At 68.5% G+C, this 25124-nt stretch carries 22 protein-coding genes and 2 pseudogenes; 13 read left to right on the top strand and 11 right to left on the bottom strand.

The genetic code is table 11. The features are described from left to right. The first annotated feature begins 50 nt into the window (after window positions 1–50). Complete coding sequence (gene malQ / locus NTM_RS19825; protein ID WP_163767259.1) at window positions 51–2192, top strand: 4-alpha-glucanotransferase; 2142 nt, start codon at window positions 51–53, stop codon at window positions 2190–2192. 7 nt (window positions 2193–2199) lie between these two features. Here malQ and NTM_RS19820 read toward each other — a convergent pair. Then, window positions 2200–3857: pseudogene (locus NTM_RS19820) on the bottom strand (HNH endonuclease signature motif containing protein). Window positions 3858–4075: 218 nt separating this feature from the next. On the opposite strand from NTM_RS19820, the gene NTM_RS19815 reads away from it, so the two are divergent. The 5 genes and pseudogenes from NTM_RS19815 to NTM_RS19795 all read left to right on the top strand — a co-directional run. Next, complete coding sequence (locus NTM_RS19815) at window positions 4076–4378, top strand: hypothetical protein (RefSeq protein ID WP_163765212.1); 303 nt, start codon at window positions 4076–4078, stop codon at window positions 4376–4378. A 149-nt stretch (window positions 4379–4527) separates the two neighbouring features. After that, a complete protein-coding gene (locus tag NTM_RS19810; RefSeq protein ID WP_104865673.1) occupies window positions 4528–5010 on the top strand; it encodes a hypothetical protein in 483 nt (160 codons plus the stop codon). An 82-nt stretch (window positions 5011–5092) separates the two neighbouring features. Then, window positions 5093–5995, top strand: a complete 903-nt coding sequence (locus tag NTM_RS19805) for a metal-dependent hydrolase (RefSeq protein WP_163767257.1) — start codon at window positions 5093–5095, stop codon at window positions 5993–5995. Continuing rightward, the gene (locus NTM_RS19800; RefSeq protein WP_163767256.1) at window positions 5995–7092 is read left to right on the top strand and encodes a PDR/VanB family oxidoreductase; all 1098 of its coding nucleotides are present in this window, start codon (window positions 5995–5997) and stop codon (window positions 7090–7092) included. The genes NTM_RS19805 and NTM_RS19800 overlap by 1 nt, the downstream gene beginning before the upstream one ends. Window positions 7093–7149: 57 nt before the next feature. Beyond that, window positions 7150–7545, top strand: a pseudogene (locus NTM_RS19795) (nuclear transport factor 2 family protein); the annotation flags it as partial. Window positions 7546–7567: 22 nt separating this feature from the next. On the opposite strand, the gene NTM_RS19790 reads toward NTM_RS19795, so the two are convergent. Then, a complete protein-coding gene (locus NTM_RS19790; protein ID WP_163767254.1) occupies window positions 7568–8059 on the bottom strand; it encodes an NUDIX hydrolase in 492 nt (163 codons plus the stop codon). Between the two features lie 26 nt (window positions 8060–8085). Here NTM_RS19790 and NTM_RS19785 point away from each other — a divergent pair, with 26 nt between their 5' ends. Continuing rightward, window positions 8086–8736, top strand: a complete 651-nt coding sequence (locus tag NTM_RS19785; RefSeq protein ID WP_163767252.1) for a hypothetical protein — start codon at window positions 8086–8088, stop codon at window positions 8734–8736. A 7-nt stretch (window positions 8737–8743) separates the two neighbouring features. Here NTM_RS19785 and NTM_RS19780 read toward each other — a convergent pair whose 3' ends face one another. Both NTM_RS19780 and NTM_RS19775 read right to left on the bottom strand, forming a co-directional pair. Next, on the bottom strand, window positions 8744–9328 hold the full coding sequence (locus NTM_RS19780) for a hypothetical protein (RefSeq protein WP_104865594.1): 585 nt from the start codon (window positions 9326–9328) through the stop codon (window positions 8744–8746). A gap of 7 nt (window positions 9329–9335) precedes the next feature. Continuing rightward, window positions 9336–10193 (bottom strand): nuclear transport factor 2 family protein, encoded by an 858-nt coding sequence (locus NTM_RS19775; protein ID WP_163767250.1) that lies wholly within the window; start codon window positions 10191–10193, stop codon window positions 9336–9338. Window positions 10194–10258: 65 nt separating this feature from the next. Between NTM_RS19775 and NTM_RS19770 the strand changes: the two genes are divergently transcribed. Further along, window positions 10259–10672 (top strand): Rv0313 family protein, encoded by a 414-nt coding sequence (locus tag NTM_RS19770; RefSeq protein ID WP_163767249.1) that lies wholly within the window; start codon window positions 10259–10261, stop codon window positions 10670–10672. Here the strand turns inward: NTM_RS19770 and NTM_RS19765 are convergent. Continuing rightward, a complete protein-coding gene (locus NTM_RS19765; RefSeq protein WP_163767246.1) occupies window positions 10652–11845 on the bottom strand; it encodes a cytochrome P450 in 1194 nt (397 codons plus the stop codon). The two genes, NTM_RS19770 and NTM_RS19765, sit on opposite strands and share 21 nt — an antisense overlap. A 279-nt stretch (window positions 11846–12124) precedes the next feature. Between NTM_RS19765 and NTM_RS19760 the strand changes: the two genes are divergently transcribed. Genes NTM_RS19760 through NTM_RS19750 form a run of 3 tightly spaced genes read left to right on the top strand, consistent with a single transcriptional unit; the run spans window position 12125 to window position 15806 of the window. Then, complete coding sequence (locus NTM_RS19760) at window positions 12125–12553, top strand: MmpS family transport accessory protein (protein ID WP_163767245.1); 429 nt, start codon at window positions 12125–12127, stop codon at window positions 12551–12553. Continuing rightward, the gene (locus NTM_RS19755) at window positions 12550–15456 is read left to right on the top strand and encodes an MMPL/RND family transporter (protein WP_163767243.1); all 2907 of its coding nucleotides are present in this window, start codon (window positions 12550–12552) and stop codon (window positions 15454–15456) included. The genes NTM_RS19760 and NTM_RS19755 overlap by 4 nt, the downstream gene beginning before the upstream one ends. After that, the gene (locus tag NTM_RS19750) at window positions 15453–15806 is read left to right on the top strand and encodes a DUF732 domain-containing protein (RefSeq protein ID WP_104865599.1); all 354 of its coding nucleotides are present in this window, start codon (window positions 15453–15455) and stop codon (window positions 15804–15806) included. The genes NTM_RS19755 and NTM_RS19750 overlap by 4 nt, the downstream gene beginning before the upstream one ends. 145 nt (window positions 15807–15951) lie before the next feature. On the opposite strand, the gene NTM_RS19745 is transcribed toward NTM_RS19750, so the two are convergent. Beyond that, window positions 15952–16419: a DUF5078 domain-containing protein gene (locus NTM_RS19745; RefSeq protein WP_083145039.1), complete on the bottom strand. Its 468-nt coding sequence runs from the start codon at window positions 16417–16419 to the stop codon at window positions 15952–15954. A 102-nt stretch (window positions 16420–16521) separates the two neighbouring features. Then, the gene (locus NTM_RS19740) at window positions 16522–16809 is read right to left on the bottom strand and encodes a hypothetical protein (protein WP_163767240.1); all 288 of its coding nucleotides are present in this window, start codon (window positions 16807–16809) and stop codon (window positions 16522–16524) included. Between the two features lie 177 nt (window positions 16810–16986). Here NTM_RS19740 and NTM_RS19735 point away from each other — a divergent pair, with 177 nt between their 5' ends. After that, on the top strand, window positions 16987–18261 hold the full coding sequence (locus NTM_RS19735) for a spinster family MFS transporter (RefSeq protein ID WP_163767238.1): 1275 nt from the start codon (window positions 16987–16989) through the stop codon (window positions 18259–18261). Window positions 18262–18264: 3 nt separating this feature from the next. On the opposite strand, the gene NTM_RS19730 is transcribed toward NTM_RS19735, so the two are convergent. Together NTM_RS19730 and NTM_RS19725 are read right to left on the bottom strand one after the other, a co-directional pair. Then, window positions 18265–19425, bottom strand: a complete 1161-nt coding sequence (locus tag NTM_RS19730) for an acyl-CoA dehydrogenase family protein (protein ID WP_163767236.1) — start codon at window positions 19423–19425, stop codon at window positions 18265–18267. Window positions 19426–19443: 18 nt separating this feature from the next. Continuing rightward, the gene (locus NTM_RS19725; protein WP_163767235.1) at window positions 19444–20400 is read right to left on the bottom strand and encodes a DUF7159 family protein; all 957 of its coding nucleotides are present in this window, start codon (window positions 20398–20400) and stop codon (window positions 19444–19446) included. Between the two features lie 290 nt (window positions 20401–20690). Here NTM_RS19725 and eat point away from each other — a divergent pair, with 290 nt between their 5' ends. Continuing rightward, on the top strand, window positions 20691–22100 hold the full coding sequence (gene eat / locus NTM_RS19720; RefSeq protein ID WP_163767234.1) for an ethanolamine permease: 1410 nt from the start codon (window positions 20691–20693) through the stop codon (window positions 22098–22100). Window positions 22101–22109: 9 nt separating this feature from the next. Here eat and NTM_RS19715 read toward each other — a convergent pair whose 3' ends face one another. Both NTM_RS19715 and NTM_RS19710 read right to left on the bottom strand, forming a co-directional pair. Continuing rightward, window positions 22110–22763 carry a sensor domain-containing protein gene (locus NTM_RS19715; RefSeq protein WP_163767231.1) on the bottom strand — a complete coding sequence of 218 codons (654 nt, stop codon included), beginning with the start codon at window positions 22761–22763 and terminating at the stop codon, window positions 22110–22112. Further along, window positions 22760–25108, bottom strand: a complete 2349-nt coding sequence (locus NTM_RS19710; RefSeq protein WP_163767229.1) for a Tex family protein — start codon at window positions 25106–25108, stop codon at window positions 22760–22762. The genes NTM_RS19715 and NTM_RS19710 overlap by 4 nt, the downstream gene beginning before the upstream one ends. Between the last annotated feature and the right edge of the window lie 16 nt (window positions 25109–25124).

The raw sequence follows: 25124 nt of genomic DNA, 5'->3' as shown, positions 1-25124 counted from the left end.
GAAGCGGTGCCCCCGCACGCGATGCGCGTCGACCGGGCAAGATTGCCCCCATGGTTGCGTACCCCGAGGACTCCGGGCTGCCCGCATCGCTGATCGAGCTCGCACAGCGGCACGGTGTGGCGACCGACTACGTGGACTGGACGGGAAGGCACGTGCCGGTGCCGTCGTCGACGTTGATCGGGGTGCTCGACGCCCTCGGGGTCGCCGCGACCACCGAAGGCGACCGGGCCGACGCACTCGCCGATCTCGAACGCGCCCATTGGAGCCGGCCACTGCCCCCGACGGTCGTCGGCCGCGCGGGTGCGGCGACGACGTTCTGGGTGCACGTCACCCACGGTGACCCCGCACCGGTCTGGCTGCACCTTGAGGACGGCAGCGTCCGGACCGGATTACGCCAGGTCGAAAACAACCGGCCGCCTTACGATCTCGGTGACCGCGTGGTTGGCGAGGCGTCGTTCGAGCTGCCCGCGGATCTGCCGATCGGCTATCACCGGCTGTATCTGCAGACCGGTTCGTCGGAGGTCAGCACGACGGTGATCGTCTCCCCCGCGTCGCTGCCGCACTCGCCGGCCGCACGCACCTGGGGGCTGGCCACTCAGCTGTACAGTGTGCGGTCCCGGCGGTCCTGGGGCACAGGGGATCTGATCGACCTTGCCGATCTCGCGGTGTGGTCGGCGGCCCGTCACGACGCCGGGTTCGTCCTGGTGAACCCGATGCATGCGGCGTCACCGGTGGCACCGATGGAGCCCTCGCCGTACCTGCCGACGTCGCGCCGGTTCGTCAATCCGCTGTACCTGCGGGTCGAGGCGGTGCCCGAGTTCACCGACGTGCGGCATCGCGGCCGGATCCGCAGGGCGCAGGAGCAGGTGCAGGCTCGGGCGGACCGGGCCGGCCGCATCGACCGGGACCGCGCGTGGAAGGCCAAACGGGCGGCGCTGGAGGCGCTGTATCAGGTGCCCCGCTCTGCGGGCCGCGAGATCGCCTATCAGGCGTTCCTGGAGCGTCAGGGCAGCAGCCTGGACGACTTCGCGACGTGGTGTGCGCTGGCCGAGCGGCATGGTTCGGACTGGCATCAGTGGCCGGCGAAGTTCCAGCACCCGCGTGGCGAGGCGGTGGCGGCCTTCGTCGCCAAGCATCCCCGCGAGGTCGACTTCCACCGGTGGCTGCAGTGGCTGCTCGACGAGCAGCTGTCGGCGGCGCAGGACGCTGCGGTGCGGGCCGGGATGGAGCTCGGGATCATGCACGACCTCGCGGTCGGGGTGGACCCGGACGGCGCCGATGCGTGGGCGTTGCAGGACGTCCTGGCGCTCGGGGTGACCGCAGGTGCGCCGCCGGATGAGTTCAATCAGCTCGGGCAGGATTGGTCGCAGCCCCCGTGGCGGCCGGATCGGTTGGCGGAGGCGGCATATGAGCCGTTCCGGGCGTTGTTGGCCGCGGTGCTGCGGCACGCCGGCGGGGTGCGGATCGACCACATCATCGGGTTGTTCCGGCTGTGGTGGATCCCGAAGGGCGCGTTGCCGCTGGAGGGCACCTACGTGCGATACGACCACGAAGCGATGATCGGGATCGTCGCGCTGGAGGCGTACCGGGCCGGCGCGGTGGTGGTGGGCGAGGATCTGGGCACGGTGGAGCCGTGGGTGCGGGATCACCTGCGCGACCGCGGGCTGCTCGGTACGTCGATCCTGTGGTTCGAGACGCAGAACGGGCGGGATCCGCTGCCGGCGGATCGGTGGCGGGAGGCGTGCCTGTCGGCGGTGACGACGCACGATCTGCCGCCGACGGCCGGCTATCTGGCGGGTGAGCATGTCCGGCTGCGCGACGAACTCGGGCTGTTGACGCGGCCGGCGGAGGAGGAGTTGGCGGGCGACCGCGAGCATCAGCAGGCGTGGATGGCGGAACTGCGGCGGGTGGGGCTGCTGGCCGACGGGGACGACGACGTCGATCACGTGGTGCTGGCGCTGCACCGCTATCTGGGGCTGACGCCGTCGCGGCTGCTGTCACTGTCGCTGGCTGACGCGGTCGGTGAGGTGCGGACCCAGAATCAGCCGGGGACCACTGATGAGTATCCGAATTGGCGTGTGCCCCTTGGCGGTCCGGATGGCAATCAGATACTGCTCGAAGACGTCTTCGAGAACCCCCGCGCCGCAGCGCTGTGCGAGGCGATGCGTGCCGCGGTGACGCCGTCGCCCTGACCGCCCGTCAGAAGGGTGGTGGGTCGTTGCCGCGGGGTGTGTCGCCGTGGTGGTCGGCGTTGTGTTGGCGTTCGCGGGTGATGTAGGCGGTGCGGCTTTGTGCGCGCGTGCGGGTGCGGCGCGGCATCATCGCCGCGCGGTTGTCGCTCATCGGCACGTGGGGTGGGTCGCCGGTCCAGAGGGTGCCGGTGGGTGTGCACAGGGCGGGGAACAGCAGGCGGCTGCCGGGGTGGGTGGTGTAGGTGTGTCCGGTTGGTGAGGTCCACACGATGGTGCCGTCGGGGTGTTGGCGGTCTTTCCAGCCGCCGGGTCCGGTCCAGAACGTTTTGAGTAAGTGGTGGAAACGGCACAGTGTTTTGAGGTTTGAGGGGTGGGTGGGTCCGACCGGGTGGGGGACGGTGTGGTCGATGTCGGCGGTGGTGGCCGGTTTGTCGCAGCCGGGGAAGCGACACGTCAGATCGCGGCAGCGGACGAACGCGGCGAGCGCGGCTGAGGGGGTGTAGCGCGGCTCCGGCCCAGCCGCTCCGGGGTGGATGATTTCGCGGATCTTGGCGCTGTTGAGCATGGTGTCGAAGAACGGGGCGGGCAGGAACCCGGACCCGAAGACATAGCCCGACCGGCCCGGGAGCAGGACGGGGGGGCGCTGCGGCGCGGCTTGGGCTGGGTGGGCGCGGCGTCGCTGTCGGGACGGTCGTCAGCCGAGGTGTCGCGGTCCTCGCTCTCCCGTGACACCTCGACCGGGGTGACCTCCTCGGCGGGCGCGTCGATCTCGGTCTCGACGGTGTCGTGGCGCAGTTCGGCGGCCGACCGGTCACCTTGAGGTACGGGTTGTTGGGTGTTTGTGGTGGTGTGGTCGGTGAGGGCGTAGACGATGACTTCGGGGACGGGCCGGGGGTTGACGGCGGCCTCGCAGTCGGTGTTGCCGCAGCGACAGGCCAGGCTGGTGATGCCGTGCAACAGCGCGGCCCAGGCGTCCTTGCGGCGCTGGTCGAGGGTGCGCGGATCGGCATCACAGACGCTGTAGGCCATCGCGGTCAAGGTGCGCCAGCCCGCGGCGGCGTCCCCGTCGAACACCCGCGACCAGATCGTGGTGAACCCCGGCGCGTCGGTGGGGGCACCGAATTCCAGGGCCGGCCCGATCTCGGCATCCCGAGACTGGCGCACCGCGTCCGGGTCGTGGCGTTCGACGATCTCGTCGATCTTGGCTTGGGTGGCTTTCACCGACAACGGCCCCCACCCAGTCACAGTGGCGGCGAGTTCGGCGTCGACGGCGGCGATCAGCGCCGCATCGGTGATCAGGTCGGTGCGGGTGATGATCGCGCGCACCAGCATCTCCCCGATCGTCCCGGCCAAAAACAACGCCCCCACCCGCGGCAGCCGATCCCGTAACACCACGGCCCGGTAGGTCTGGTGCAGCGCCAACCCTTGGGTGATCCGATACGCCGCGGCGATCTCGGCGGTCACCGCGGCCTCCGGATCCACCCACCAGTACAGCCGCTCCTCCGGGGCGAGGTCGACCCGGCGGCCGAACAGTTCGGCCATCACCGCCAACTTGCGTGCGCACACCGCATTCTCGGCCCGGCTCGCTGCCCGGGCGGCGTCGATCAGGTCGGCATCCGAGAGCCCGGCAAGACTCTCGGGCTCGGCCACCGACACTTCGAACATGTGTGCGATATTACCGGCGCGGGATGACATTTCGGAGTGCGCAGACCGCAGCTGGGGACCAACGCGGATCTGGGGACAACCCGGCCCCCCACAGCATCGGATTCTGCCACCCGCCGATCAATTCCTGCCACCGGAATTATCCGGCTGACCTGCGGGTTTAACAGGTCAGACACATCAAGATCGCAAGGTCGGGACCGACCTGAAAGAGGGAAGAAGAAATGACGAAGTTCAGCATCGCCGCCACCACCGCCGCCGCCCTGTCCGCCGCGTTCCTGGGCCTATCCGCCCCCGCGCTGGCCGCCCCATCAGGCACCGGCGACGCCCAATCCACCATCAGCCAACTCGAAGCCCAGGGCAACCGCGTCATCGTGCAGAAACTCTCCGACACACCCCTGGAAGACGCCAACATCGTCGGCGTCAACCGAGGACCCGCCATCCGCGGCACCGTCCAGGACAACTTCAACGACCGGCTCTACCAAAACACCGTCACCGGACACATCTACTACGTCAAAGTCCGTTGACCAGCGAGCAAGAGCGAGAGGGGCGTCCACCGGGCGCCCCTCTTCTCGTATCTGACGAGCACACCTGTAACGCCGGGGCCCGCTGCAGCGGTTTCACATTCGTCACTGCTGCGATATGTTCGCACCGCATACCAACCGAGGGAGTGTTCGTGAACAAGCTCGTCATGCTCAGCGGCGGTTGCCTCGCCGCCGGAACAGTCGCGCTGCTCGGTGCGGGTGCCGCCATGTCGCAACCGCAGGCGGGCACCTCCGCACATCCCTCGAACGTCGTCGGCGAGCAGTACGGCCGCGCATTGGCGATCCTGAAGAGCCAGGGCATCAAGGCGTACTTCGGCGGCTCGACGGGCAGCGTGCTGCCCCAATCGTCCTGCCTCGTCGGTTCGCAGAAGGTGACCAGCGGCGGCCGCATGCTCCTGATGCTCGACTGCACCCAGGCCGCCGCCGACCAGATCAAGGCCATGGGCCCGACCGGCGGTCCGACCGTCGGCGCCAACGGCGTCACGACCGTCACCCCGACCCCGCTGGTTCCCATCGCCGGCGCACCGGGCGCGGGTACGGCGCCTCCGGGAATGGTGCAGAGCGTGCCGCCGGGTGGTGTCCCGCCGATCATCGCGAACACCTCGCCGCGCTGACACCCCGCGACATATCCGGTACCTGCGTTCCCACTAAATCGTCGTAAACTCACCCCAAGTTCACGACGAACAGGAGCAGCAGATGTTGCGACCGCGCCGTTTCACCGCCGAGATCGATCCCGGTCCTGTCCAGATCCAGGCCCGCAAGGTGCAGTTCGATGTCGCCGACATCCCGCTGCACTGGATCCCCGGCCACCCCGTCGCGTCACATGTCGTCAGTGTCCTCAACATCGTGCTGCCCGCCGGCGAACGCTGGTTCGTGCAGACGTTCAACGAGGCGCTGCCGCTGGTCAAGGACCCGAAGCTCGCCGACGACATCCGGGGCTTCATCGGCCAGGAGGCCACCCACGCCGACGTGCACGATCACGTCCTGCACGACTTCATGGTCGGCCACGGCGTCGACCCGACCCCGATCCTCGCCCAGATCGAGCACCTGTTCACCAAAACGCTGGCGCCGCTGGATGATTCGGCCGACGAATCCCGCCGACTGAGCCACCTCTGCGATCGGCTGTGGCTGATCGCCGCGATCGAGCACTACACCGCCGTGATGGGCGACTTCGCGCTCAACTGCGCGTGGGACGACTTCGATGCCGATCCGACGCTGGTCGACCTGTTCCGCTGGCATGGCAGCGAGGAGGTCGAACACCGCAGCGTCGCCCACGACGTCGCCGTCTACTTCCACGACAGCTACCCCGCACGGATCCGCGCGATGACGATCGCGGCGTCGATGCTGTTCGTGTTCTTCCAGCGCGCCGCGTGGTACCTGGTCCGCAAGGATCCCTCGGTCGACGCCACCTGGTGGCAGTTCAACCGGATGCGGATGCGCGACTCCAAACTCGGCCTGCTGCCGCACTATCGGAACCTGTTCGGATCGAGCACCCTCGGCTATTTCCGTCCGAAGTACTCCCCCGAGGATCTCGGGTCGACGGCGCAGGCCGTCGCCTACCTGGCGGCCTCGCCCGCGGCCCGCGCCGCGCACCTGTGATGGGCGTCTTCACGCGCTACCGGCAGACACCTCCGAGCGCGTCCGGGCGCACCCGCCACGACCTGACGCTGAGCCTCGCCGACGCCACGCTGAGCGGCCTGTTCGCGGCGTCGGCAGCGGTACGGCGCATCCGCCCACCGCGTGCGACCACCGACACGATCCCGCTGACGGTCGCCGCGCGCCGCGTCGTCGCCCGAGACCAAGACGTCGTCGAACTGACGCTGACCGGCGAACGACTGCCGCGCTGGTATCCGGGCGCACACCTGGACATCCACCTGCCCAGCGGGCGGATCCGGCAGTACTCGCTCTGCGGCGACCCTGCCCGCACCGACGAGTACCGCATCGCCGTACGGCGGATTCCCGACGGGGGCGGCGGTTCGGCCGAGGTGCACGACGCGCTGCGGGAAGGGACGACGGTGCACACCCACGGCCCGCGTAACGCATTCCCGCTGACGGTGCCCGGATATGGTTCTCCTGCAAGGCAATTCCGCTTCATCGCCGGAGGCATCGGTATCACTCCGGTGTTGCCGATGCTCGCGATGGCCCGCCGGATCGGCGTCGATTGGTCCATGCTCTACACCGGACGCTCGCTGGACTCGCTGCCGTTCGTCGACGAGGTCGCCACCTACGGTGCGGCGGTCGAGATTCGGACGGATGACCGGCACGGCCTGCCGTCGGCGGCCGAACTGCTCGGCGACTGTCCCGAGGGCACCGCGGTCTACGCGTGCGGACCCGCCCCGATGCTCAGCGCGATCCGCACCGCGCTGGTCGGGCGCGGCGACGTCGAACTGCATTTCGAGCGGTTCGCCGCGCCGCCGGTGGTCGACGGCCGGGAGTTTCCGGTGACCGTCGCGTCCACCGGGCAGACGGTTGCGGTCGGCGCCGACGAGACGTTGCTGGCCGGGTTGCGCCGCGCCGGGGTGCACACGCCGTACTCCTGTCAGCAGGGCTTCTGCGGCACGTGCCGCACCCGCGTGCTCTCCGGTGCGGTCGATCACCGCGACACGCTGCTCACCGATCCGGAACGGGCCGCGGGAATGATGCTGACGTGCGTGTCGCGTGCCGCCGACGGCTCTGATCTGACGCTGGATCTGTAGTACGCCGTACGATTCGCCCATGCGACTGCTCGGCTCCCGCCAGGACGTCGCGCTGCCATGACCCTCGACGTGGCGGACCGTCTCGCGGTCGGTGACCTGGTCCATTTGTACGCATCGGCCGTCGACGACCGCCGGTTCACCGACGTCCTCGAACTGTTCACCGGCACCGCGGAATTCAGGGTTCCGGAGCCACCACACACGTTGGAGCCGACGCGGCGCTTCCACGGCCGCGACGGTGTCCGGGCCGCGCTCTCGGCACTGGGCGCGGTGACCCGCACCGAACACGCGATCGTCGGCGAGGTGTACGCGCCCGGCACGGACCGCGACTACGCGCTCGGGCGCATCACCTGCGTCGCGCACCATTGGACCGCCGACGCCGCGGGCGCGATCACCGATACGGTGTGGCACCTGCGGTACGACGACGAATACCTGCGCACCCCTCGCGGCTGGCGGTTCCACGGCCGCGCGCTGACGATCAACGCGATCGAGACCCGTCCGGTGCGCCGGTTGCGAGCGCCTGCTCCAGAGCATCGAGAATCGGGCGCTGGCCCTTCAGCAGCTTCTCGCGCGCCGTCGCCACGTCGAACCAACCCACCCGGTCGATCTCCGGGAACTCCTTGACCTTGCCGGAACCGCGCGGCCATTCCATGGTGAACGTGTTGCTGACGGCGCCGTCGAGATCGAGGTCGCCACGCACCGCGAATGCGGTGACCACCTTGCCGCCGGGCTGGCGCACCGGGGCGAGGTCGATGCGCGGCCCCGGCGGGGGCGGCTTGCCGATCTCCTCGGTGAACTCGCGCTGCGCCGCGAGCCACGGGTCCTCCCCGTCGGCGTACTCGCCCTTCGGAATCGACCATGCGCCTTCGTCTTTGCGCGCCCAGAACGGCCCGCCGGGATGGCCGATGAGCACTTCGAGGCCACCGCCGGTCTCCCGGTAGAGCAGCAATCCGGCGCTGAGCTTGGGCACGCGTCCGACGATAGTATGGCGCCACGATGACCAGTCCCCGGCGGTTGCTCACCTCGCTGTGGTCGGCGGCGGCATACCGGCCGCTGTTCATGACGGTGCGCAGGTTCGCGGTCGGGCGCCGGCTCACCCTCCGCGTCGACGACGCCGATCTCACCATGACCGTCACCGCGCTCGACGCCGCCGACCAGCTCACCGACATCACCGCCACTGCTGAGGACATCAATTGGCGGACAAGTCATTTCGATCGTGCCACGGTCCGGCTGCAGAACATGAGGATGAAGCCCGGTGCGCCGTTGGCGGTGGTCGCCGGTCCAGTGGACGTGACGCTGGACGTACCGGCGCCGACCCTGGCCGATCTGCTCCGTGCCTCCGCACCGCGGCTCGCGGGCGCGATCGGCGCCGACGGGGTGGCGCGGGTGGGCCTGACCCGTCGACCGCGGCTCGGCTACGTGGAGGTCGAGGCGCGGCTCGACGATGCGGCGCTGTGGCTGACCGCACGCCGGATCGGGATCGGCGCCAGGCGCTGGCGCCTGCCCACCCGCACCCCGGCATATCCGGTGCGGCTGCCCGAGATGGCCGGCGGTCTGCAGCTGACCGGGGTCGCGTTCGCACCCGGGATCGTGCGGGTCTCGGGCACCCTGCCGCAGTGGCGCGCCGACCTGGGTGAGGTGCTCTGACGGCCGGTCAGATACCGGTCCAGGCCTCGTCGATGGTGTCGGCGACGTTGATGACCTTGGCTTTCTGGGAGTCCGGGCTGTCGATCTCGCCGGCCACGTGCAGCGCGATGAACCGCTTCACCTCGGCGTCGATGCCGCCGATGATCCGCACCACCTCCGCGCGCAGCGTCTTCGACGTCACGTGGATCGCGATGTCGGCGGCCCGCGGTTTCTCCACGTCGAGGATCAGCAGCAGCGGCGCGGCGGCCTTGGCGGTGGCCCGCAACGAGATCTCGCCGAAGACCATGAACTTCGGTTTGTCGATCCGCAGGTCGACAACCATGTCGATCTCCAGCGGGATCTTGATCGCGAACGTGATGAGCTCGCCGAGTTCGCGGCTGACCCGGGGCTGCTGGATGCGCACCCTGGCGGTGACCTTGGCAATCCGGCCGGGCCCCTGCGCCATCGGACCCATCTCGAACTCGTCACCGGCGATCGCGCCGATCGCGGCGGCGACACGGTCCTCCGAGACGGCGATCTCGAAGAATCGCCTGCCGAACTCCTCGTAGGTCATGTAGTCGGCGGGGACCGGATCTTGCGGGGGCACGGACATGGTGCTGCTACGTTCTCACGTCTGATGCGCCGGGCGCGACCTCCGCGAACATCCGGACCTGGCTGATCCTGACGCGATCGTCCCCGGGTCCTGCCGCTATCTCACCGATCAGCACCAGGCGCTGCCCGTCGCGCAGAACCCGCGCCGCGACGTAGCGGCCCGACGCGATGAGTTTGTCCCAGACCCCGCCCGAGACGTGTTTGAGCAGATCCGACGTGGTGATCGGATCGCTGTCGCCGAGGGTGACGGAGCTGTCGGACAGCAGCCGCCGCATGCCGACCTCGTCGCCGGCGCACGCGCCGTCGAGGAATCGCGTGAAGACGTCCTTACCGCTGCGTCCGGGCCCGCGGAAACCGGTGAGGAAACCGAGGCTGCCGCGCAGCCCCTGGTTGCCGAACATCGCCCGGCCCAGCGAGATCCCTGCGGGCACCGCGGCCAGCCCGCCGGTGGCGAACTGTCCGGCCATCGCGGGTAGCTCCCAGAACGCCGACAGCGCGCTGATCCTCAGCTGGTCGCCGTCGGTGCGCAGGTCGTAGCGGATGTAGGTGGGTACCCGCATGGTCAGCGCGTCGGCCATCTCGATCTCCAGCTCGACGTCGCGGATCACGGTGCCGCCGGTGTTGCCACTCATCACCCCACCCACGACGATGTCCCCGTCCACGTGCGCGGTGATCGTCCGCGGCCCGATGAACGTGTCGTAGAACCGCCCGATCGCGACCCGGCCGTGGTGCGGTGCGGAGCCCACCGGATCCTCGACCCTGCCGTCGGCGGTGAACAGGCCGACCCAGCCGGCACGGTCGTGGGATCCCGCGGCGGCGAGCGACCGCTGCGCCGCGGTCAGCACATCGGCTCGTGTGAAGGGCATATGGTTGCCTACCACCTCGGCGAGCGGCAGTCGACCAGACCTGCCGTCGCGGGCACACTGGTCTCATGAGCAGAAACAGCGGGCCGTTCGGATTCGACCCGGAGGATTTCGATCGTGTGGTCCGCGAGGCGGGCGAGGGATTGCGTGAGGCGCTCGACGGCCTCGGCCGTTTCGTGAACACGCCCGGCGAGAAGGCCGGCTGGTCGGTGCTGTTCGACGAGTTCGCCCGCGGCGGCAGGCCGCGGTCGCGACCGGAGACCACCGGGGAGACCGGCGACGGCGTATGGGCGATCTACACCGTCGACGACGACGGCGGCGCCCATATCGAGCAGGTCTACCCGACCGAACTCGACGCGTTGCGGGCGAACAAGGACAACACCGATCCGTCGCGGCGGGTGCGGTTCCTGCCGTACGGCATCGCGGTCAGCGTGCTCGACACGGCTCCTGACGGCGGTGAATCAGCCGACGACCATGCGTAGGTGCTCCCAACCACGCACGGTCGAGGTGGGCGCCAACCGGGCGGTGTCGTAGTCGATGTCCCATTCGGGCCACCGGTTGAGCAGTTCGTCGAGCGCGACGCGGCCCTCCAGCCGGGCCAGGTTCGCGCCGAGACAGTAGTGCAGCCCCTTGCCGAACGTGAGGTGGCTGATGTTGTCGCGGTGGATGTCGAACGTGTCCGGGTTCTGATAGCGCCGCTCGTCACGGTTGGCGGCACCGAACAGCAGCAGGATCGCGCTGCCCGCGGGCACCGTGGTGCCCGCATACTCGAAATCGGTCGCGAGGTAACGCGCGACGTGCGGGCCGGTGGGTTCGAACCGAAGGGTCTCGTCGACCGTCCTGCCCAGTAGCGTGCGGTCCTCGACGATCTGACGCCGCTGCTCGGGATGTTCGGCGAGCACCTTGGCCAGCCACCCGATGAGCCGGCCCGTCGTCTCGTTGCCCGCACCGGCAACCACCTGGGTATAGTGCAGCACCTCTTTGCGGCTGAGCTTGCGGTGCACGCCCGTCTCATCGGTGAACTCGACGTTGAGCAGGGCGGTCATCAGGTCGTCGGACGGGTTGGCCGCCCGCCACTCGACATAGTCGGCGTAGATGCGGCCGTCGGCGATCCGGTCGGGATCGGCGACCTTCATCGGTGCGCCGGGCTTGGTGCGCAGGTTCGCGTCGTTGGCATCGCGCACGGACACCTGTTCTGACTCCGGGATCCCGAGGAGCATGCCGATCACGCGCATCGGCATCATCGCGGCGAGTTCGGCGATCACGTCGAAGCCGTCGCTGCCGACCAGCGGGTCGAGGCAGTTCACGCAGTACTGCCGAATCTGGTCTTCGATCTCGGCCATCCGCCGCGGGGTGAACACCCGCGACATCAGCCCGCGCAGCAGGGTGTGTTCGGGCGGGTCCTCGAACATCATCACGCCCTTGGGCATGTCGAAGTCGGATTTGACCAGCTCGAGGATGTCACTGCGCCGGTTCGAGAACGTCGACCAGTTCAGCAGTGCGCTCTCGACGTCGGTGTGCCGCGACAACGCCCAGAAGTCGTAGCGTTCGTTGTAATAGAGCGGCGCCTCATCCCGCAGCCGGGCGTAGGTCGGATACGGGTCGGCGACGATCGCCAGGTCGTATGGGTCGTAGTAAAGCTCGGCCACCGTCACGCGGACACGCTCCTCAAATGACTGTGCGATCGCTCAGCACGCAGCTGTGGCTATGTCTAGCAGCGGGGTTCGCGACGGGTCAAGAAAACCGCCCGAGAATCAGCCTTGGCGTTATTTTGTGACCTGGATCGCAGCGGCGAAATATGAGTTAGCAGCAACACATTGCCTTGAGTTAATCTGAGCGCCGGTGGGAACTTATATTGGCTAAGTTACGATCAGCAGAACATTCGAAACGATTTCCAGGGGTCAAATGCGCGCCACCACGCGGGGTCAGCTGTCGTGATCGCCATAGGTAAAAAGGTGTGGCTTCCGCTGCTCATCATCGTCGTCGTCGTGGTCGCAGGCCTGACCGTGTCCCGCATCCGGACGTTCTTCGGCGCCGAGGGCATCATCGAGACGCCGCGGAACTTCGCCGACCTGCCGGAACCGTTCGATCCCAAGGTTGTTCGCTACGAGATCATCGGCAACGGGAGCTACGCGGACGTGAACTACCTCGACCTCGACGCGAAGCCGCAGCGGGTCGACGGCGCCACACTGCCCTGGTCGCTGACGCTGGAGACCACCGAGCCGTCGGCGGCGCCGAACATCGTCGCCCAGGGTGACAGCAGCTCGATCACGTGCCGCATCTACGTCGATGACGAACTGAAGGACGAGCGAACGACCGACGGCCTGAATGCCCAGACCTTCTGCTTTGTGAAATCCGCATGAGCGCACCCGCTTCCGACGCCCGCACCGACGAGTTCCCGACCGCACGGCAACAGCACCGCCCGTTCATCCCCAGGATGATCCGGCTGTTCGCGCTGCCGATCATCCTCGGCTGGATCGCGCTGATCGTCGTCGTCAACGTCACCGTGCCGCAGCTCGAGACGGTCGGCGAGATGCAGGCCGTGTCGATGAGCCCCAACGACGCGCCGTCGATGATCTCGATGAAGAAGGTCGGCGAGCTGTTCGAGGAAGGCGATTCCGACAGCTCCGTGATGATCGTCTTCGAGGGCGAGAAACCCCTCGGCGACGCCGAGCACGCCTGGTATGACGAACTGGTCGACCGGCTGGAGGCCGACACCGAACACGTGCAGTCGGTGCAGGACTTCTGGAGCGACCCCCTCACCGCGTCCGGCTCCCAGAGCAACGACGGGCTGTCCGCCTACGTCCAGGTCAAGCTCTCCGGCAACCAGGGCGAGGCACTGGCCAACGAGTCAGTCAAGGCCGTCCAGGCCATCGTCAACAGCCTGGAGCCGCCGCCGGGGGTGAAGGCCTTCGTCACCGGCCCCGCCGCGCTGGCCGCCGACCAGCACATCGCCGGCGACCGCAGCATGCGCGTGATCGAGTTGGCGACGTTCACGGTGATCATCGTGATGCTGCTGCTGGTGTACCGGTCGATCGTCACGGTGCTGATCACGTTGGTGATGGTGGTGCTCTCGCTGGCCACCGCGCGCGGCATCGTCGCGTTCCTCGGCTATCACGAGATCATCGGCCTCTCCACCTTCGCCACCAACCTGCTGGTGACGCTGGCCATCGCCGCGGCGACGGACTATGCGATCTTCCTGATAGGCCGATATCAGGAGGCCAGAACGCAGGGCGAGGACAAGGAGTCCGCCTACTACACGATGTTCCACGGCACCGCGCACGTGGTGTTGGGGTCCGGTCTGACCATCGCCGGCGCGACGTTCTGCCTGAGCTTCACCCGGCTGCCGTACTTCCAGACCATGGGTGTCCCGCTGGCGATCGGCATGTTCGTGGTCGTGATGGCCGGCGTGGTGCTGATGGTCGCGATCATCAGCGTCGCGACCCGCTTCGGCAAACTCCTCGAGCCCAAGCGCGCGATGCGCATCCGCGGCTGGCGCAAGATCGGCGCCGCGATCGTGCGGTGGCCCGGCCCGATCCTGGTCGCGACGATGGCGATCACGCTGATCGGTCTGCTGGCCCTGCCCGGCTACAAGACCAACTACAACGACCGTGAGTACCTGCCCGCCGACCTGCCGGCCAACCAGGGGTACGCCGTCGCCGATCGCCACTTCGACCAGGCCCGGATGAACCCCGAGTTGCTGATGATCGAAAGCGATCATGACCTGCGCAACTCGGCCGACTTCCTCGTCATCGACAAGATCGCCAAGGCGATCTTCCGGGTCGAGGGCATCGCCCGGGTGCAGGCCATCACCCGGCCCGACGGCAAGCCGATCAAGCACACCTCCATCCCGTTCCAGATGAGCATGCAGGGCACCACCCAGCGGCTCAACGAGAAGTACATGCAGGACCGGATGGCCGACATGCTGGTCCAGGCCGACGAGATGGCCAACACCATCAAGACGATGGAGAAGATGTCGAGCCTGACCGAGCAGATGGCCGACATCACCCACAGCATGGTCACCAAGATGGAGGGCATGGTCGTCGACATCGAGGACCTGCGCGACAGCATCGCGAACTTCGACGACTTCTTCCGCCCGATCCGCAACTACTTCTACTGGGAACCGCACTGCTACAACATCCCGGTGTGCTGGGCGCTGCGGTCGGTGTTCGACACCCTCGACGGCATCAACATCATGACCGATGACTTCAAGGAGATCATCCCGGACATGAAGCGTCTGGACGCATTGATGCCCCAGATGGTCGCGCTGATGCCCGAGATGATCCAGACCATGAAGACGATGCGGACCATGATGCTGACGATGTATCAGTCGCAGAAGGGTCAGCAGGATCAGATGGCGGCGATGTCGGAGGATGCCGATGCCATGGGCGAGGCCTTCGACAACTCGATGAACGACGACTCGTTCTATCTACCGCCGGAGATCTTCGAGAATGCCGACTTCCAGCGCGGTCTGGAGCAGTTCCTGTCCCCCGACGGGCACGCGGTGCGCTTCATCATCTCCCACGAGGGTGATCCGCTGAGCCCCGAGGGCGTGGCCAAGATCGACAAGATCAAGACCGCGGCCAAGGAGGCGGTCAAGGGCACTCCGCTGGAGGGGTCGAAGATCTACCTCGGCGGCACCGCATCGGTGTTCAAGGACATGCAGGACGGCAACAATTACGACCTGCTGATCGCCGGGATCTCGGCGCTGGGCCTGATCTTCATCATCATGCTGATCCTGACCCGCGCGGTGGTCGCCGCAGCGGTGATCGTCGGCACGGTGGTGCTGTCTCTGGCCGCGTCGTTCGGGCTGTCGGTGTTGTTCTGGCAGCACATCCTGGGCCAGCCCCTGCACTGGATGGTGCTCGCGATGGCGGTGATCATCCTGCTCGCGGTGGGCGCCGACTACAACCTGTTGCTGGTCTCCCGGCTCAAGGAGGAGATCCACGCCGGCATCGGCACAGGCATCATCCGCGCGATGGGCGGAAGCGGTTCCGTCGTAACGGCCGCAGGTTTGGTCTTCGCGCTTACGATGATGTCAATGTCGGTCAGCGAATTGACCGTCATCGGACAGGTCGGTACGACGATCGGTCTGGGTCTGTTGTTCGACACCCTGGTGATCCGAGCGTTCATGACCCCGTCCATCGCCGCGCTGCTGGGCCCGTGGTTCTGGTGGCCGCAACGGGTTCGCACCCGTCCTGTTCCCGCACCCTGGCCGAGACCCGGCGGGCTGCAATCGGATCCGTCGGAAGGAGTGAGGGCATGAGGCGCCTCATGGTCGGTGTCGCTGCGGCGGCTGTGACGCTGGGAGCACTGGGAACCGCGGCACCCGCCGCGGCCGATCCCGATACCGCGTTCGCCAACGAGCTGAACACATACGGGATCTACGGTCAGAAGGACTACAACGCCTGGATCGGCAAGATCGCGTGTAAGCGGCTACGGACCAACGTCGACCCCGACGTGTTCGCGTCGGCGAAGTTCGTGCACGACCAGCTGCAGACCGACTCGTCGACCGATCAGGCCTACAAGTTCCTCGCCGCGGCGCTGCGGACCTACTGCCCGGACCGGCTGCCGATCCTCGGCCAGGCGGCCGGAGCCGCCGAAGCCCCGGCCTAGTACGCCCCACCTCCCCACCGCGAGCGCGCGTGTCTGCACAGGGACACGCCGCTCGCGGTGGCATTTCACGCGCGCTCACCGAAGCGACTGCGGCACAAAAAAGTTCGGCGGCGCCGTAGCGCCGCCGAACCGTGGAAACTCTGTACTACCGACCCGCCCAGTTCCACACGGACATGTCGCCGCGGGGGTAGTTCATGCAGACATCGGTGGCATGCGCGACGACGCCCTTGTTGTTGAAGAACAGCTTGGCCCAGTTGCCCCAGCGGGTCGCGACCTGCTCGTAGTAGATGTTGGTCGCGGTGTTCTCCGAGTACTGACGGCGCCCGACCGGGTCCAGCGAGAAGAACCAGTGGATGCGGTCGAACGCGGCCTGCTGCACATCGAGCGGCCGGTTGCTGCGGTCGATCATGTAGCGCTCGAAGTACACCGGGTTGGTGTCGCGCACAGCGGCCATGTACTGCTCGACGTCGCACTGGGTGTGGATGATGCGGCGCGGGATCGGATAATCGTCGGTGGAGTCGGCGAGCGCCGGCCCGGCGGTACCGACGCACATCGCCGCGGCGCCGATGAGACCTAGACCCATCCGCGCGATGCGGCTCTTCAGTCCGGTCATCGTTGCTCCTGTGTTGTCGTTCGATCGATCCGCGATGGCGCGGGCAGTACCCGCAGTGAGTGTATAGCGCAGCTAGACAGCTTTTTGGTCTTCATCACCGGATTAACCGCCGCCCGTGACGGGATTCGACGTCAGCGAGATGAAGGAGCCGTTGATCCAGACGCCCCAGCGGCCGCCCCATCCCGAGAACCACACGACCGGATGCCCGTTCCAGAACTCGGAGGGCTTCGGCGGGGCCCATGCGGGCGGTACCTCACCGACCGGCGCGGGCGGTGGGGCGGGTTGCGCGAAGGCCGGAGCGGCAACAGAACCCACCGCCCCGATCGCCAACCCGCCCACCAATACGGCCGCGGGCAGCGCGGTCTTGATCAGGGTCTTGAACGAGCCCATGCATGAACTCCCACATCGATCGCGAGCAGAGTAATTAGCATATATAACCAGCGCGCCCGATGGCCAACCCGGGCCCGGACTCGTCGCCCACGCGCCGCTCGGATTTGCCACCCCCGCACGCCCGGTGCATGACATTCTGGGAGCTGTCTGTAACGGATCGGCAGCGAGGAGAACTGAATGTCGGCACCGTCGGCGGCGGAGGCCACCAGCCAGACCCACAGCCCCAGACGGGCCTGGGCGGCCGTCGGCACGCTCGCGGTCGTCGGCACGCTGAACTACGCCGACCGGTTCCTGCCCGCGGTCCTCGCCGAACCGATCCGCGAGGATCTCGCCCTGTCCGACACCGCGATCGGGCTGATCAACGGGTTCGGTTTCCTGGCCGTCTACGCGCTGATCGGCATCCCGATCGCACGCGTCTCGGACCGCGGCGCGTACGGGCTGGTGATCTCGGGTTGCCTGTCGCTGTGGGGCGTGATGACCATGCTCGGCGGCGCCGTGCAGTCCGGGTTCCAGCTCGCGCTCACCCGCGTCGGCGTGGCGGTCGGCGAGGCAGGGTCGACTCCGGCCGCGCATGCCTACGTCGCGCGTAACTTCCCCCCGGAACGGCGCGCGGCGCCGCTGGCCGTCATCACGCTGGCGATCCCGCTGGCCAGCGCGGCCAGCCTGATCGGAGGCGGCCTGCTCGCCCAGGCGCTGGGCTGGCGCACCGCGTTCGTGGTGATGGGCGCACTGAGCGTGCTGTTCGTCCCGGTGGTGCTCGCCGTCGTCGGCCGCAGGCAGCCGCCGACCGCCGAACCGGTTGTCACACAGCAGGTCCCGGCGAACTGGTGGGACATCCTGCGCAAGCCAAGCTATCTGATGATCGTCGCGGGGGCGGCGTCGATCTCGATCGCCGGCTACGCGGTGACGACGTTCGCGCCCGCGTTCCTGATGCGCGCTCGGGGCATGTCCCTCGGCGACGTCGGTCTGCAGTACGGCATCGCCAGCGGCCTGACCGGAATCCTCGGCCTGCTGGTCGTCGGCAGGGTCGCCGACCGGCTGTCCCGGGTCGACCCGCGCTGGCTGCTGTGGCTGGTCGCGGTGATGACCGCCGTGCTGATCCCGTTCTCCACCCTCGGCTTCATCGTCGGCAGCCCCGGGCTGGCGGTGCTGTTCATCGCGCTGAGTTACGTGGTCGGCACGGCCTACATGGCACCGTCGATCGCGGCGATCCAGCGCCTGGTGCCCGCCGAACAGCGCGCCACCGCGTCGGCGATCTTCCTGTTCTTCAGTGCGATCCTCGGTTCGGCGGGCCCGTTCGTCGCAGGGCTGATCAGCGATGCCCTCAAGGACGATCTCGGCACCATGTCGCTGGGCCGGGCGCTGCTGTACGTGGTGCCGGTGATGCATCTGGTCGCGATCGGGTGCTACCTGCTGGCGAGCCGCCGCTACCTGCGCGAGATCGTCGCGTGAACGTCAGAGCCCGAAGTGGTCCTCGACGATGCCGAGCCACACCTGGGCGGCGTCCATGGCGACCTTCTCGCTGATGAAGGCGTGCTGGGTGCCGGTGTAGACGTCGCGGAACGCGCGCTCGAGGCGGCTGCCCTCGCGGATCGACGTGGTGCCCGCGGCCAGATGCGCCCATTCGGCGCAGGCGCGGGCGGTGTCGGTGGCGAAGACCGCCGCCACCCGCATATCGGCCCGCTGCGTCGGCGTCAGGTCCGCGCCGGCGGCGACGGCGGCCTCGGCGGTGCCGAACGCGTCGAGTACCAGCAGTCGCGCCGCTCGCCATGCGGCGACGTGGTGCGCCAGGTCCTTCTGGAAAGTCGGCCGGCTGGCGAGCGCGGCCATATCGCTCATCCGGAATTTCGTCTCGGCCAGTTCGGCGACATCGTCGAGCATGCTCTTGGCCACCCCGAGCGCCCATGCGGCGTGGCCCGCGGCGGTCACCGGCATCATGCCCATCCGGCCCGCGGCCGAACTCCCCCGCCTCGGCTCACGGGTGAACAGCGCGAACGTGCGCCCGTGCGGGACGAACACGTCGTCGATCGCGTAGTCGTAGGAGCCGGTGCCGCGCAGCCCCTGGACGTGCCAGCCGTCTTTGAACGACACCTCCGACCGCGGCACGATCGCGATCTGCATATCCGGGATCCCCTCGGCGACCCACCGGATCTCACCGTCGACCATCGGCATGAACCCGGCGGCGACGTATTCGGCGTGGCCGGTGCCCGATCCGAAACTCCACGCCCCGGTCAGCCGGTAACCGCCGTCGACGGCGACGCCCTGGCCGTTGGGGAAGAACTGGCCGCCCATCGTGACGCGGTGGTCGTTGGCGGTGAACACCTCGGCGAACCCGTCGTCGGGCAGGTAGGTCGCCGCGGCGAACGCCGACGGGAAGTTCGCGATCCCGACCCAGCCGAACGACCCGTCCTGCCAGGCCATTTCGATCCAGGTCTCGATCATCTCGGCGAACGACGGCTCGGAGCCGCCTGCCTCGCGCGGATTGAACGCCGACATCAGCCCGCTGCTCCACATCGCGTCGACGACAGCCGGCGCCAGGGTTCGCAGTTGTTCGGATTCGGCTGCATGGTCACGAACCACGTCGCGCAGCGAATGCGCCTTCTCGACCGCCGTCACGGCCTCGACGTTAGCCCGTCAGGGCAGCGCACTGAACAGATTCACCGGAACTGTCATGTCGGTGTCGGGCAGCAGCGGCGCGACCTCGCCGGGGCCCGCGGTCGCGGCGGCGTCGGGCAGGTGGGCCTGTCCGGTCGCGGCGGTGTCGGTGACGGCCTCCGGCACGGTCTCGACAGGCACGGTCACAACAGGCACGGCTGGGGCGGCAGGCGCGGCCATGTGGTGCGGAACGCCTTCGGGGAGATGCGGAACTGCCGCGGGCACTGCCGCGGGCGCGGCCGAGGGCACTGCCGCGGGCGCGGCCGAGGGCACTGCCGCAGGCGCGACGGCGTACACCCGGCGCACCGGTTCGGCCGTCACTTGTGGTGATGAGGCTTGTGCCGGGACGACCTTGCGGACGACGCCGGCCGCTCCGCCGCTGGAGACCGGCACCGAAACCCAACCCGCCTCGACGGCCGGGGTCACGTCGGCCGCGGTCTGCTCGATCGCCGGCACCGAGCCCGAGGTGAGCAACAGGCCGGCTGCCGCGGCGGCGGCAGCAGCGCCGAGCACCGCGACCGCGATCCGGGCACGCGTCATGCGGCGCCTGCCCGTGGCGCGCACGGTGGTGGTCGTGGTGGTGACGGCGGACGCGGCGCCGTATGCGAGCGCGACACCGGCCTCGGTGTCCGGGCGCACCATCACGGCGACGGCGTCGGCGTACGGAACTGCCTCGGCCTCGAAACCCAGGCCACGCAAACGGTTCTGCAGTCGCGGGCCGTCGCCGGCGGCGTCTTTGCTCCAGGTGAGTCGGACCCGGTCGACGTCGACGCCGGCGTTGGTGGCGATGGCATGTGCGCCGCGGGCGGCAGCGCCCGCGATCTGATCGTCGGCGTGCACCTCGATCACATCGTGGTCGAGAACGGCGCCGGCCTCGTCGACCAGCACCCAGGCGACATCCTCCGAGGTCAGCGACAAACCCAGCACGACACCCACGCCGTCTCCCTTCCCGCTCCCCGGTAGTTGTGTGATGTATCGGACAGATGCGGGTAGTTGTTACCGCTGGGGTGCGTGTGTACGGCTGTGGACACCGCCCCCGTTGTTCGGCGGAAGCGTAACGCCGTGGTCGGGTTCTCGCTCGGCGTGCGCGACGCCGTGCAGCGTAATCACCGGGATGGATTTGCCGGGGGCTGTATCGCGTTGATCGGCAATGCTTGTGCAGAGCCGTGCATACAATCAGCCTCTGGCAGTGAGCCGGGTCACACCGGAGGGAATGGGGCGGCAGCATGAGGGGCGTCGAGGAACATCGGGAATCCGAGGCTTACCTGCAGAAACGTCAGCTGAAGAGCGGTAGCGCGGGCTGGATCCTGCTCGCCGGGCTCGGGGTCAGCTACGTCGTGTCCGGGGACTACTCGGGCTGGAACTTCGGGTTGGGACAGGGCGGGTTCGGTGGCCTGGCCATCGCCGCGGTCATCATCGCCGCGATGTACCTGGCCATGGTGCTGGGGATGGCCGAGATGTCGTCGGCGCTGCCCGCGGCCGGCGGCGGCTACACGTTCGCGCGGCGCGCCCTCGGCCCATGGGGCGGGTTCGCGACCGGGACCGCCATCCTGATCGAGTACGCCATCGCACCAGCCGCGATCGCGACGTTCATCGGCGCCTACGTCGAGTCGCTGAATCTCTTCGGGATCACCGACGGCTGGTGGGTGTACCTGGTGGCCTACGCAATCTTCATCGGCATCCACCTGTCCGGCGTCGGCGAGGCGCTGAAGGTGATGTTCGTGATCACGGTGATCGCGCTCATCGGCATCGTCGTGTTCGCCGTCGCGGCCATCCCCCGGTTCGACGCCGCGAACCTCACCGACATCGCCGTCACCGACGCCGCCGGTGCGTCGTCGCTGCTGCCGTTCGGGCTGTTGGGCATCTGGGCCGCGATCCCGTTCGCGATCTGGTTCTTCCTCGCCATCGAGGGTGTGCCGTTGGCCGCCGAGGAGGCCGAGGAGCCGGAACGCAACATGCCCAAGGGCATCATCGCCGGCATGGCGGTGTTGCTGGTCACCTGCGTGACGGTGCTGGTGCTGACCACGGGTGCGGGCGGCGCGTCGGCGATGTCGGAGTCCGGCAATCCGCTGGTCGAGGCGCTCGGCGACAGCAGCTGGGCCAAGGTGGTCAACTACATCGGGCTGGCCGGACTGATCGCGAGCTTCTTCTCCATCATCTACGCGTACTCACGCCAGTTGTTCGCGCTGTCGCGAGCCGGCTATCTGCCCAAGGTGCTGTCGGTGACCAACCGGCGCAAGGCGCCGACGCTGGCGCTGATCGTGCCGGGCGTCATCGGTTTCCTGCTGTCGCTGATCGGCAAGGGTGACCTGCTGTTGAACATGGCGGTGTTCGGCGCCGCGGTCAGCTACGTGCTGATGATGGTCAGCCACATCGTGCTGCGGCTGCGCGCCCCCGAGATGCACCGCCCATACCGCACCCCCGGTGGCATCGCCACCACCGGCTTCGCGCTGGTGATCGCCGCGATCGCGGTCATCGCGACGTTCCTGGTCGACTACGTCGCGGCGCTGGGCTGCCTGCTGGTGTTCGCGGCGTTCATGGCCTACTTCGGCCTCTACAGCCGGCATCACCTGGTGGCGAACTCCCCCGACGAGGAGTTCGCGGCGCTGGCCTCGGCCGAGGACGAACTGCGCTGACGGCGGCGGCTATGCGGTGGTGTTGGCGAGCCGGTTGATCCGCTCCAGGGCGTCCTCGGCCAGGCTCGCCACGTCATAGCCGGGCGAGGTTCCGCACGTCGTGATCTCGACGGCCGCGTTGTGGGCGGCCACGAACAGGTTGTCGCAGTTCCAGTCCGCGGCCCGCAACCCCCACAGCGCACTGCCGTCGGGGCCGTCGCCGGCGGCGGGTTGCACGGTGAAGTCGTACACACGGTCGCGCATCGTGGTGACCGACAGCCGCTCACCGCTGCACTCGTCGACAAGGCGACGCGCCGACTGCACCGCGGCGGCCGCGTCGAAATCGGAGCGGTACACCGCGACCATCTCCTCGATGTAGAACTGGCCGTCCTCGGTGATCCAGTGGCCGCCGTCGGTGGCCAGCGGCCCGCCCGCCTCGATCAGCGGCGGGTCCACCTCGCGGGCCAGCCCGGCGCAGCGTTCCGGGTCGGCGACGACGAACAGGTTGCCGTCCTCACCGAGCACCTTCGGGCTGAGCAGATCCACCACCTGGATCTCGGTGATCGGGGCGGCCAAGGCCGCGGGACGGGCCTGCGGATTGTCGACGTGCCGGGTACATCCGGTCAGCAGCGCGGCGGCGCAGACGGCGGTGAGCACCGTCGCGCGCCGCGCTGCCGTCGTCATCGCCCGAAGCCCGCGTCGCGCAGCGCCTGCGCCATCGAGCCGCCCGCCCGGTTGATGTCGCGGCCCCGGGAGTCGTTGGTGCGCTGCGGTTTCCGCTGCGGGCCGCGCGGCTTGTCGGTCTTGCGGGGTCCGCGGTCGGGCTTCGTCTCGTCGCCGAGGCGCAGGCTCAGGCCGATGCGTTGACGTTCGACGTCGACGTCGACCACCTTCACCCGGACCACCTGTCCTGACTTCACCACCTCGTGCGGATCCGAGACGTAGCGGTCGGCCATCGCCGAGACGTGCACCAGACCGTCCTGGTGCACGCCGACGTCGACGAATGCCCCGAACGCGGCGACGTTGGTGACGACCCCCTCGAGCACCATGCCGGGCTTGAGGTCGGACACCTTCTCCACCCCTGCGGCGAAGGTCGCGGTGGTGAACGCCGGCCGCGGGTCGCGGCCGGGCTTCTCCAGTTCGCCGAGGATGTCGGTCACGGTCGGGATGCCGAACCGGTCGTCGGCGAATTCGGCCGGCTTGAGGGTGCGCAGCGCCCGGGCGTCGCCGATGATCTCGCCCAGCGTCAGGTTGGTCCGGTCCAGAATGCGCCGGACCACCGGGTACGCCTCGGGGTGCACACCGGACGCGTCGAGCGGGTCGTCCCCGTCACGGATCCGCAGGAAGCCGGCACACTGCTCGAAAGCCTTGGGCCCCAACCTCGGAACCTCGAGCAGGCTGCTCCTGTTCTGGAACCGGCCCGCCTTGTCGCGGTGCGCGACGATCGCCTCGGCCAGCGACTCGGTGATCCCGGAGACCCGCGACAGCAGCGGCACCGACGCGGTGTTCAGGTCGACGCCGACGGCGTTCACCGCGTCCTCGACGACCGCGCCGAGGCTCTTGGCCAGGATTCCCGGCGTGACGTCGTGCTGGTACTGGCCGACGCCGATGGACTTCGGCTCGATTTTGACCAGTTCGGCGAGCGGATCCTGCAGCCGGCGCGCGATGGACACCGCGCCGCGCAGCGTGACGTCGAGGTCGGGCAGCTCCCGCGCGGCGTAGGCCGACGCCGAGTATACCGATGCACCGGCCTCGCTGACCATCGCCTTGGCCGGCGCCGGTGCGCCCGCCTTGCGGATGTCGGCGATGAGTTCACCTGCCAGCGCGTCGGTTTCGCGTGATGCGGTGCCGTTGCCGACGGCGATCAGCTCCACGCCGTGACGGGCGACCAGCGCGGCCAGCGTCGCCTTGGCGGTGTCCCACTGGTTCTGCGGCTGGTGCGGGAAGATCGCGCACGTGTCGAGGACCTTGCCGGTGCCGTCGACGACGGCGACCTTGACGCCGGTGCGGAACCCCGGGTCCAGACCCAACGTGGTCCGGTTGCCCGCCGGGGCGGCCAGCAGCAGATCCTTGAGGTTCTTGGCGAACACCGTGACGGCGTCCTCCTCGGCGCGCATCCGCAACCGCACCCGGGCGTCCACGGACGCCGACACCGACAGCCGGGTCCGCCAGGCGAACCCGACGGTGGAGGCCAGCCACGGCGTCGCAGGAGCCTTCGCGGTGAGATCGACTCCGAGCGCCGAGGCGATCATCGCCTGGTACGCGTCGTCGTCTCCCCCGTCCAGCGCCAGCGAGAGCACACCCTCCTTCTCGCCGCGCAGCACCGCGAGCACCCGGTGCGACGGCATCTCGGTCAGCGCCTCGCTGTGGTCGAAGTAGTCGCGGAACTTCTGGCCCTTCTCCGAGGCCGCGGCGGCATCCGAGGCCGGCCGGGTCCGCACGGCCGCGTTGTCCCAGAACCGCTCGCGCAGCGCGCCGACGAGCTCGGCGTCCTCGGCCGCGCGCTCGACGATGATGTGGCGGGCCCCGTCGAGCGCTGCGGCGGTGTCGGCGACCTCATCGGTGACGTACCCGGCCGCCAGTTCGTCCGGCGCCCGGCCCGGGTCGGCCAGCAGCTGCTCGGCCAGCGGTTCCAGGCCCGCTTCGCGCGCGATCTGCGCCTTGGTGCGGCGCTTGGGCTTGTACGGCAGGTAGATGTCCTCGACCTTGGCCTTGGTGTCCGCGGCCAGCAGCGCGCCGGTCAGTTCGGGGGTGAGTTTGCCCTGTTCCTTGATCGAGGCCAGCACCGCGTTGCGGCGGTCGTCGAGCTCGCGCAGGTAACCGAGCCGCTCCTCGAGCAGGCGCAGCTGGCCGTCGTCGAGGCTGCCGGTCACCTCTTTGCGGTAGCGGGCGATGAACGGCACCGTCGCCCCATCGTCGAGGAGTCGCACAGCGGCCGTGACCTGGCCTTCTGCGACGGCCAGTTCCTCAGCGAGACGGGCGGTTACGGATTTAACTGCAACAGGTTTGACCGGGCCAGACGTGATCACCCGCGGAACCCTACCC

It is taken from the genome of Mycolicibacterium parafortuitum (genome assembly GCF_010725485.1).
GTDB lineage: Bacteria > Actinomycetota > Actinomycetes > Mycobacteriales > Mycobacteriaceae > Mycobacterium.
This window is presented reverse-complemented; position numbering and strand designations above follow the sequence as displayed.

Bases quoted from the DNA above. Each gene is read 5' to 3' on its own strand.
- NTM_RS19755 (WP_163767243.1), top strand. From the start codon at position 12,550: ATGAGCGCACCCGCTTCCGACGCCCGCACCGACGAGTTCCCGACCGCA.
- NTM_RS19740 (WP_163767240.1), bottom strand. From the start codon at position 16,809: ATGGGCTCGTTCAAGACCCTGATCAAGACCGCGCTGCCCGCGGCCGTA.
- NTM_RS19770 (WP_163767249.1), top strand. From the start codon at position 10,259: ATGAGCAGAAACAGCGGGCCGTTCGGATTCGACCCGGAGGATTTCGAT.
- NTM_RS19745 (WP_083145039.1), bottom strand. From the start codon at position 16,419: ATGACCGGACTGAAGAGCCGCATCGCGCGGATGGGTCTAGGTCTCATC.
- NTM_RS19775 (WP_163767250.1), bottom strand. From the start codon at position 10,193: ATGCCCTTCACACGAGCCGATGTGCTGACCGCGGCGCAGCGGTCGCTC.
- NTM_RS19780 (WP_104865594.1), bottom strand. From the start codon at position 9,328: ATGTCCGTGCCCCCGCAAGATCCGGTCCCCGCCGACTACATGACCTAC.
- eat (WP_163767234.1), top strand. From the start codon at position 20,691: ATGAGGGGCGTCGAGGAACATCGGGAATCCGAGGCTTACCTGCAGAAA.
- NTM_RS19715 (WP_163767231.1), bottom strand. From the start codon at position 22,763: ATGACGACGGCAGCGCGGCGCGCGACGGTGCTCACCGCCGTCTGCGCC.
- NTM_RS19735 (WP_163767238.1), top strand. From the start codon at position 16,987: ATGTCGGCACCGTCGGCGGCGGAGGCCACCAGCCAGACCCACAGCCCC.
- malQ (WP_163767259.1), top strand. From the start codon at position 51: ATGGTTGCGTACCCCGAGGACTCCGGGCTGCCCGCATCGCTGATCGAG.
- NTM_RS19805 (WP_163767257.1), top strand. From the start codon at position 5,093: ATGTTGCGACCGCGCCGTTTCACCGCCGAGATCGATCCCGGTCCTGTC.
- NTM_RS19785 (WP_163767252.1), top strand. From the start codon at position 8,086: ATGACCAGTCCCCGGCGGTTGCTCACCTCGCTGTGGTCGGCGGCGGCA.
- NTM_RS19815 (WP_163765212.1), top strand. From the start codon at position 4,076: ATGACGAAGTTCAGCATCGCCGCCACCACCGCCGCCGCCCTGTCCGCC.
- NTM_RS19750 (WP_104865599.1), top strand. From the start codon at position 15,453: ATGAGGCGCCTCATGGTCGGTGTCGCTGCGGCGGCTGTGACGCTGGGA.
- NTM_RS19800 (WP_163767256.1), top strand. From the start codon at position 5,995: ATGGGCGTCTTCACGCGCTACCGGCAGACACCTCCGAGCGCGTCCGGG.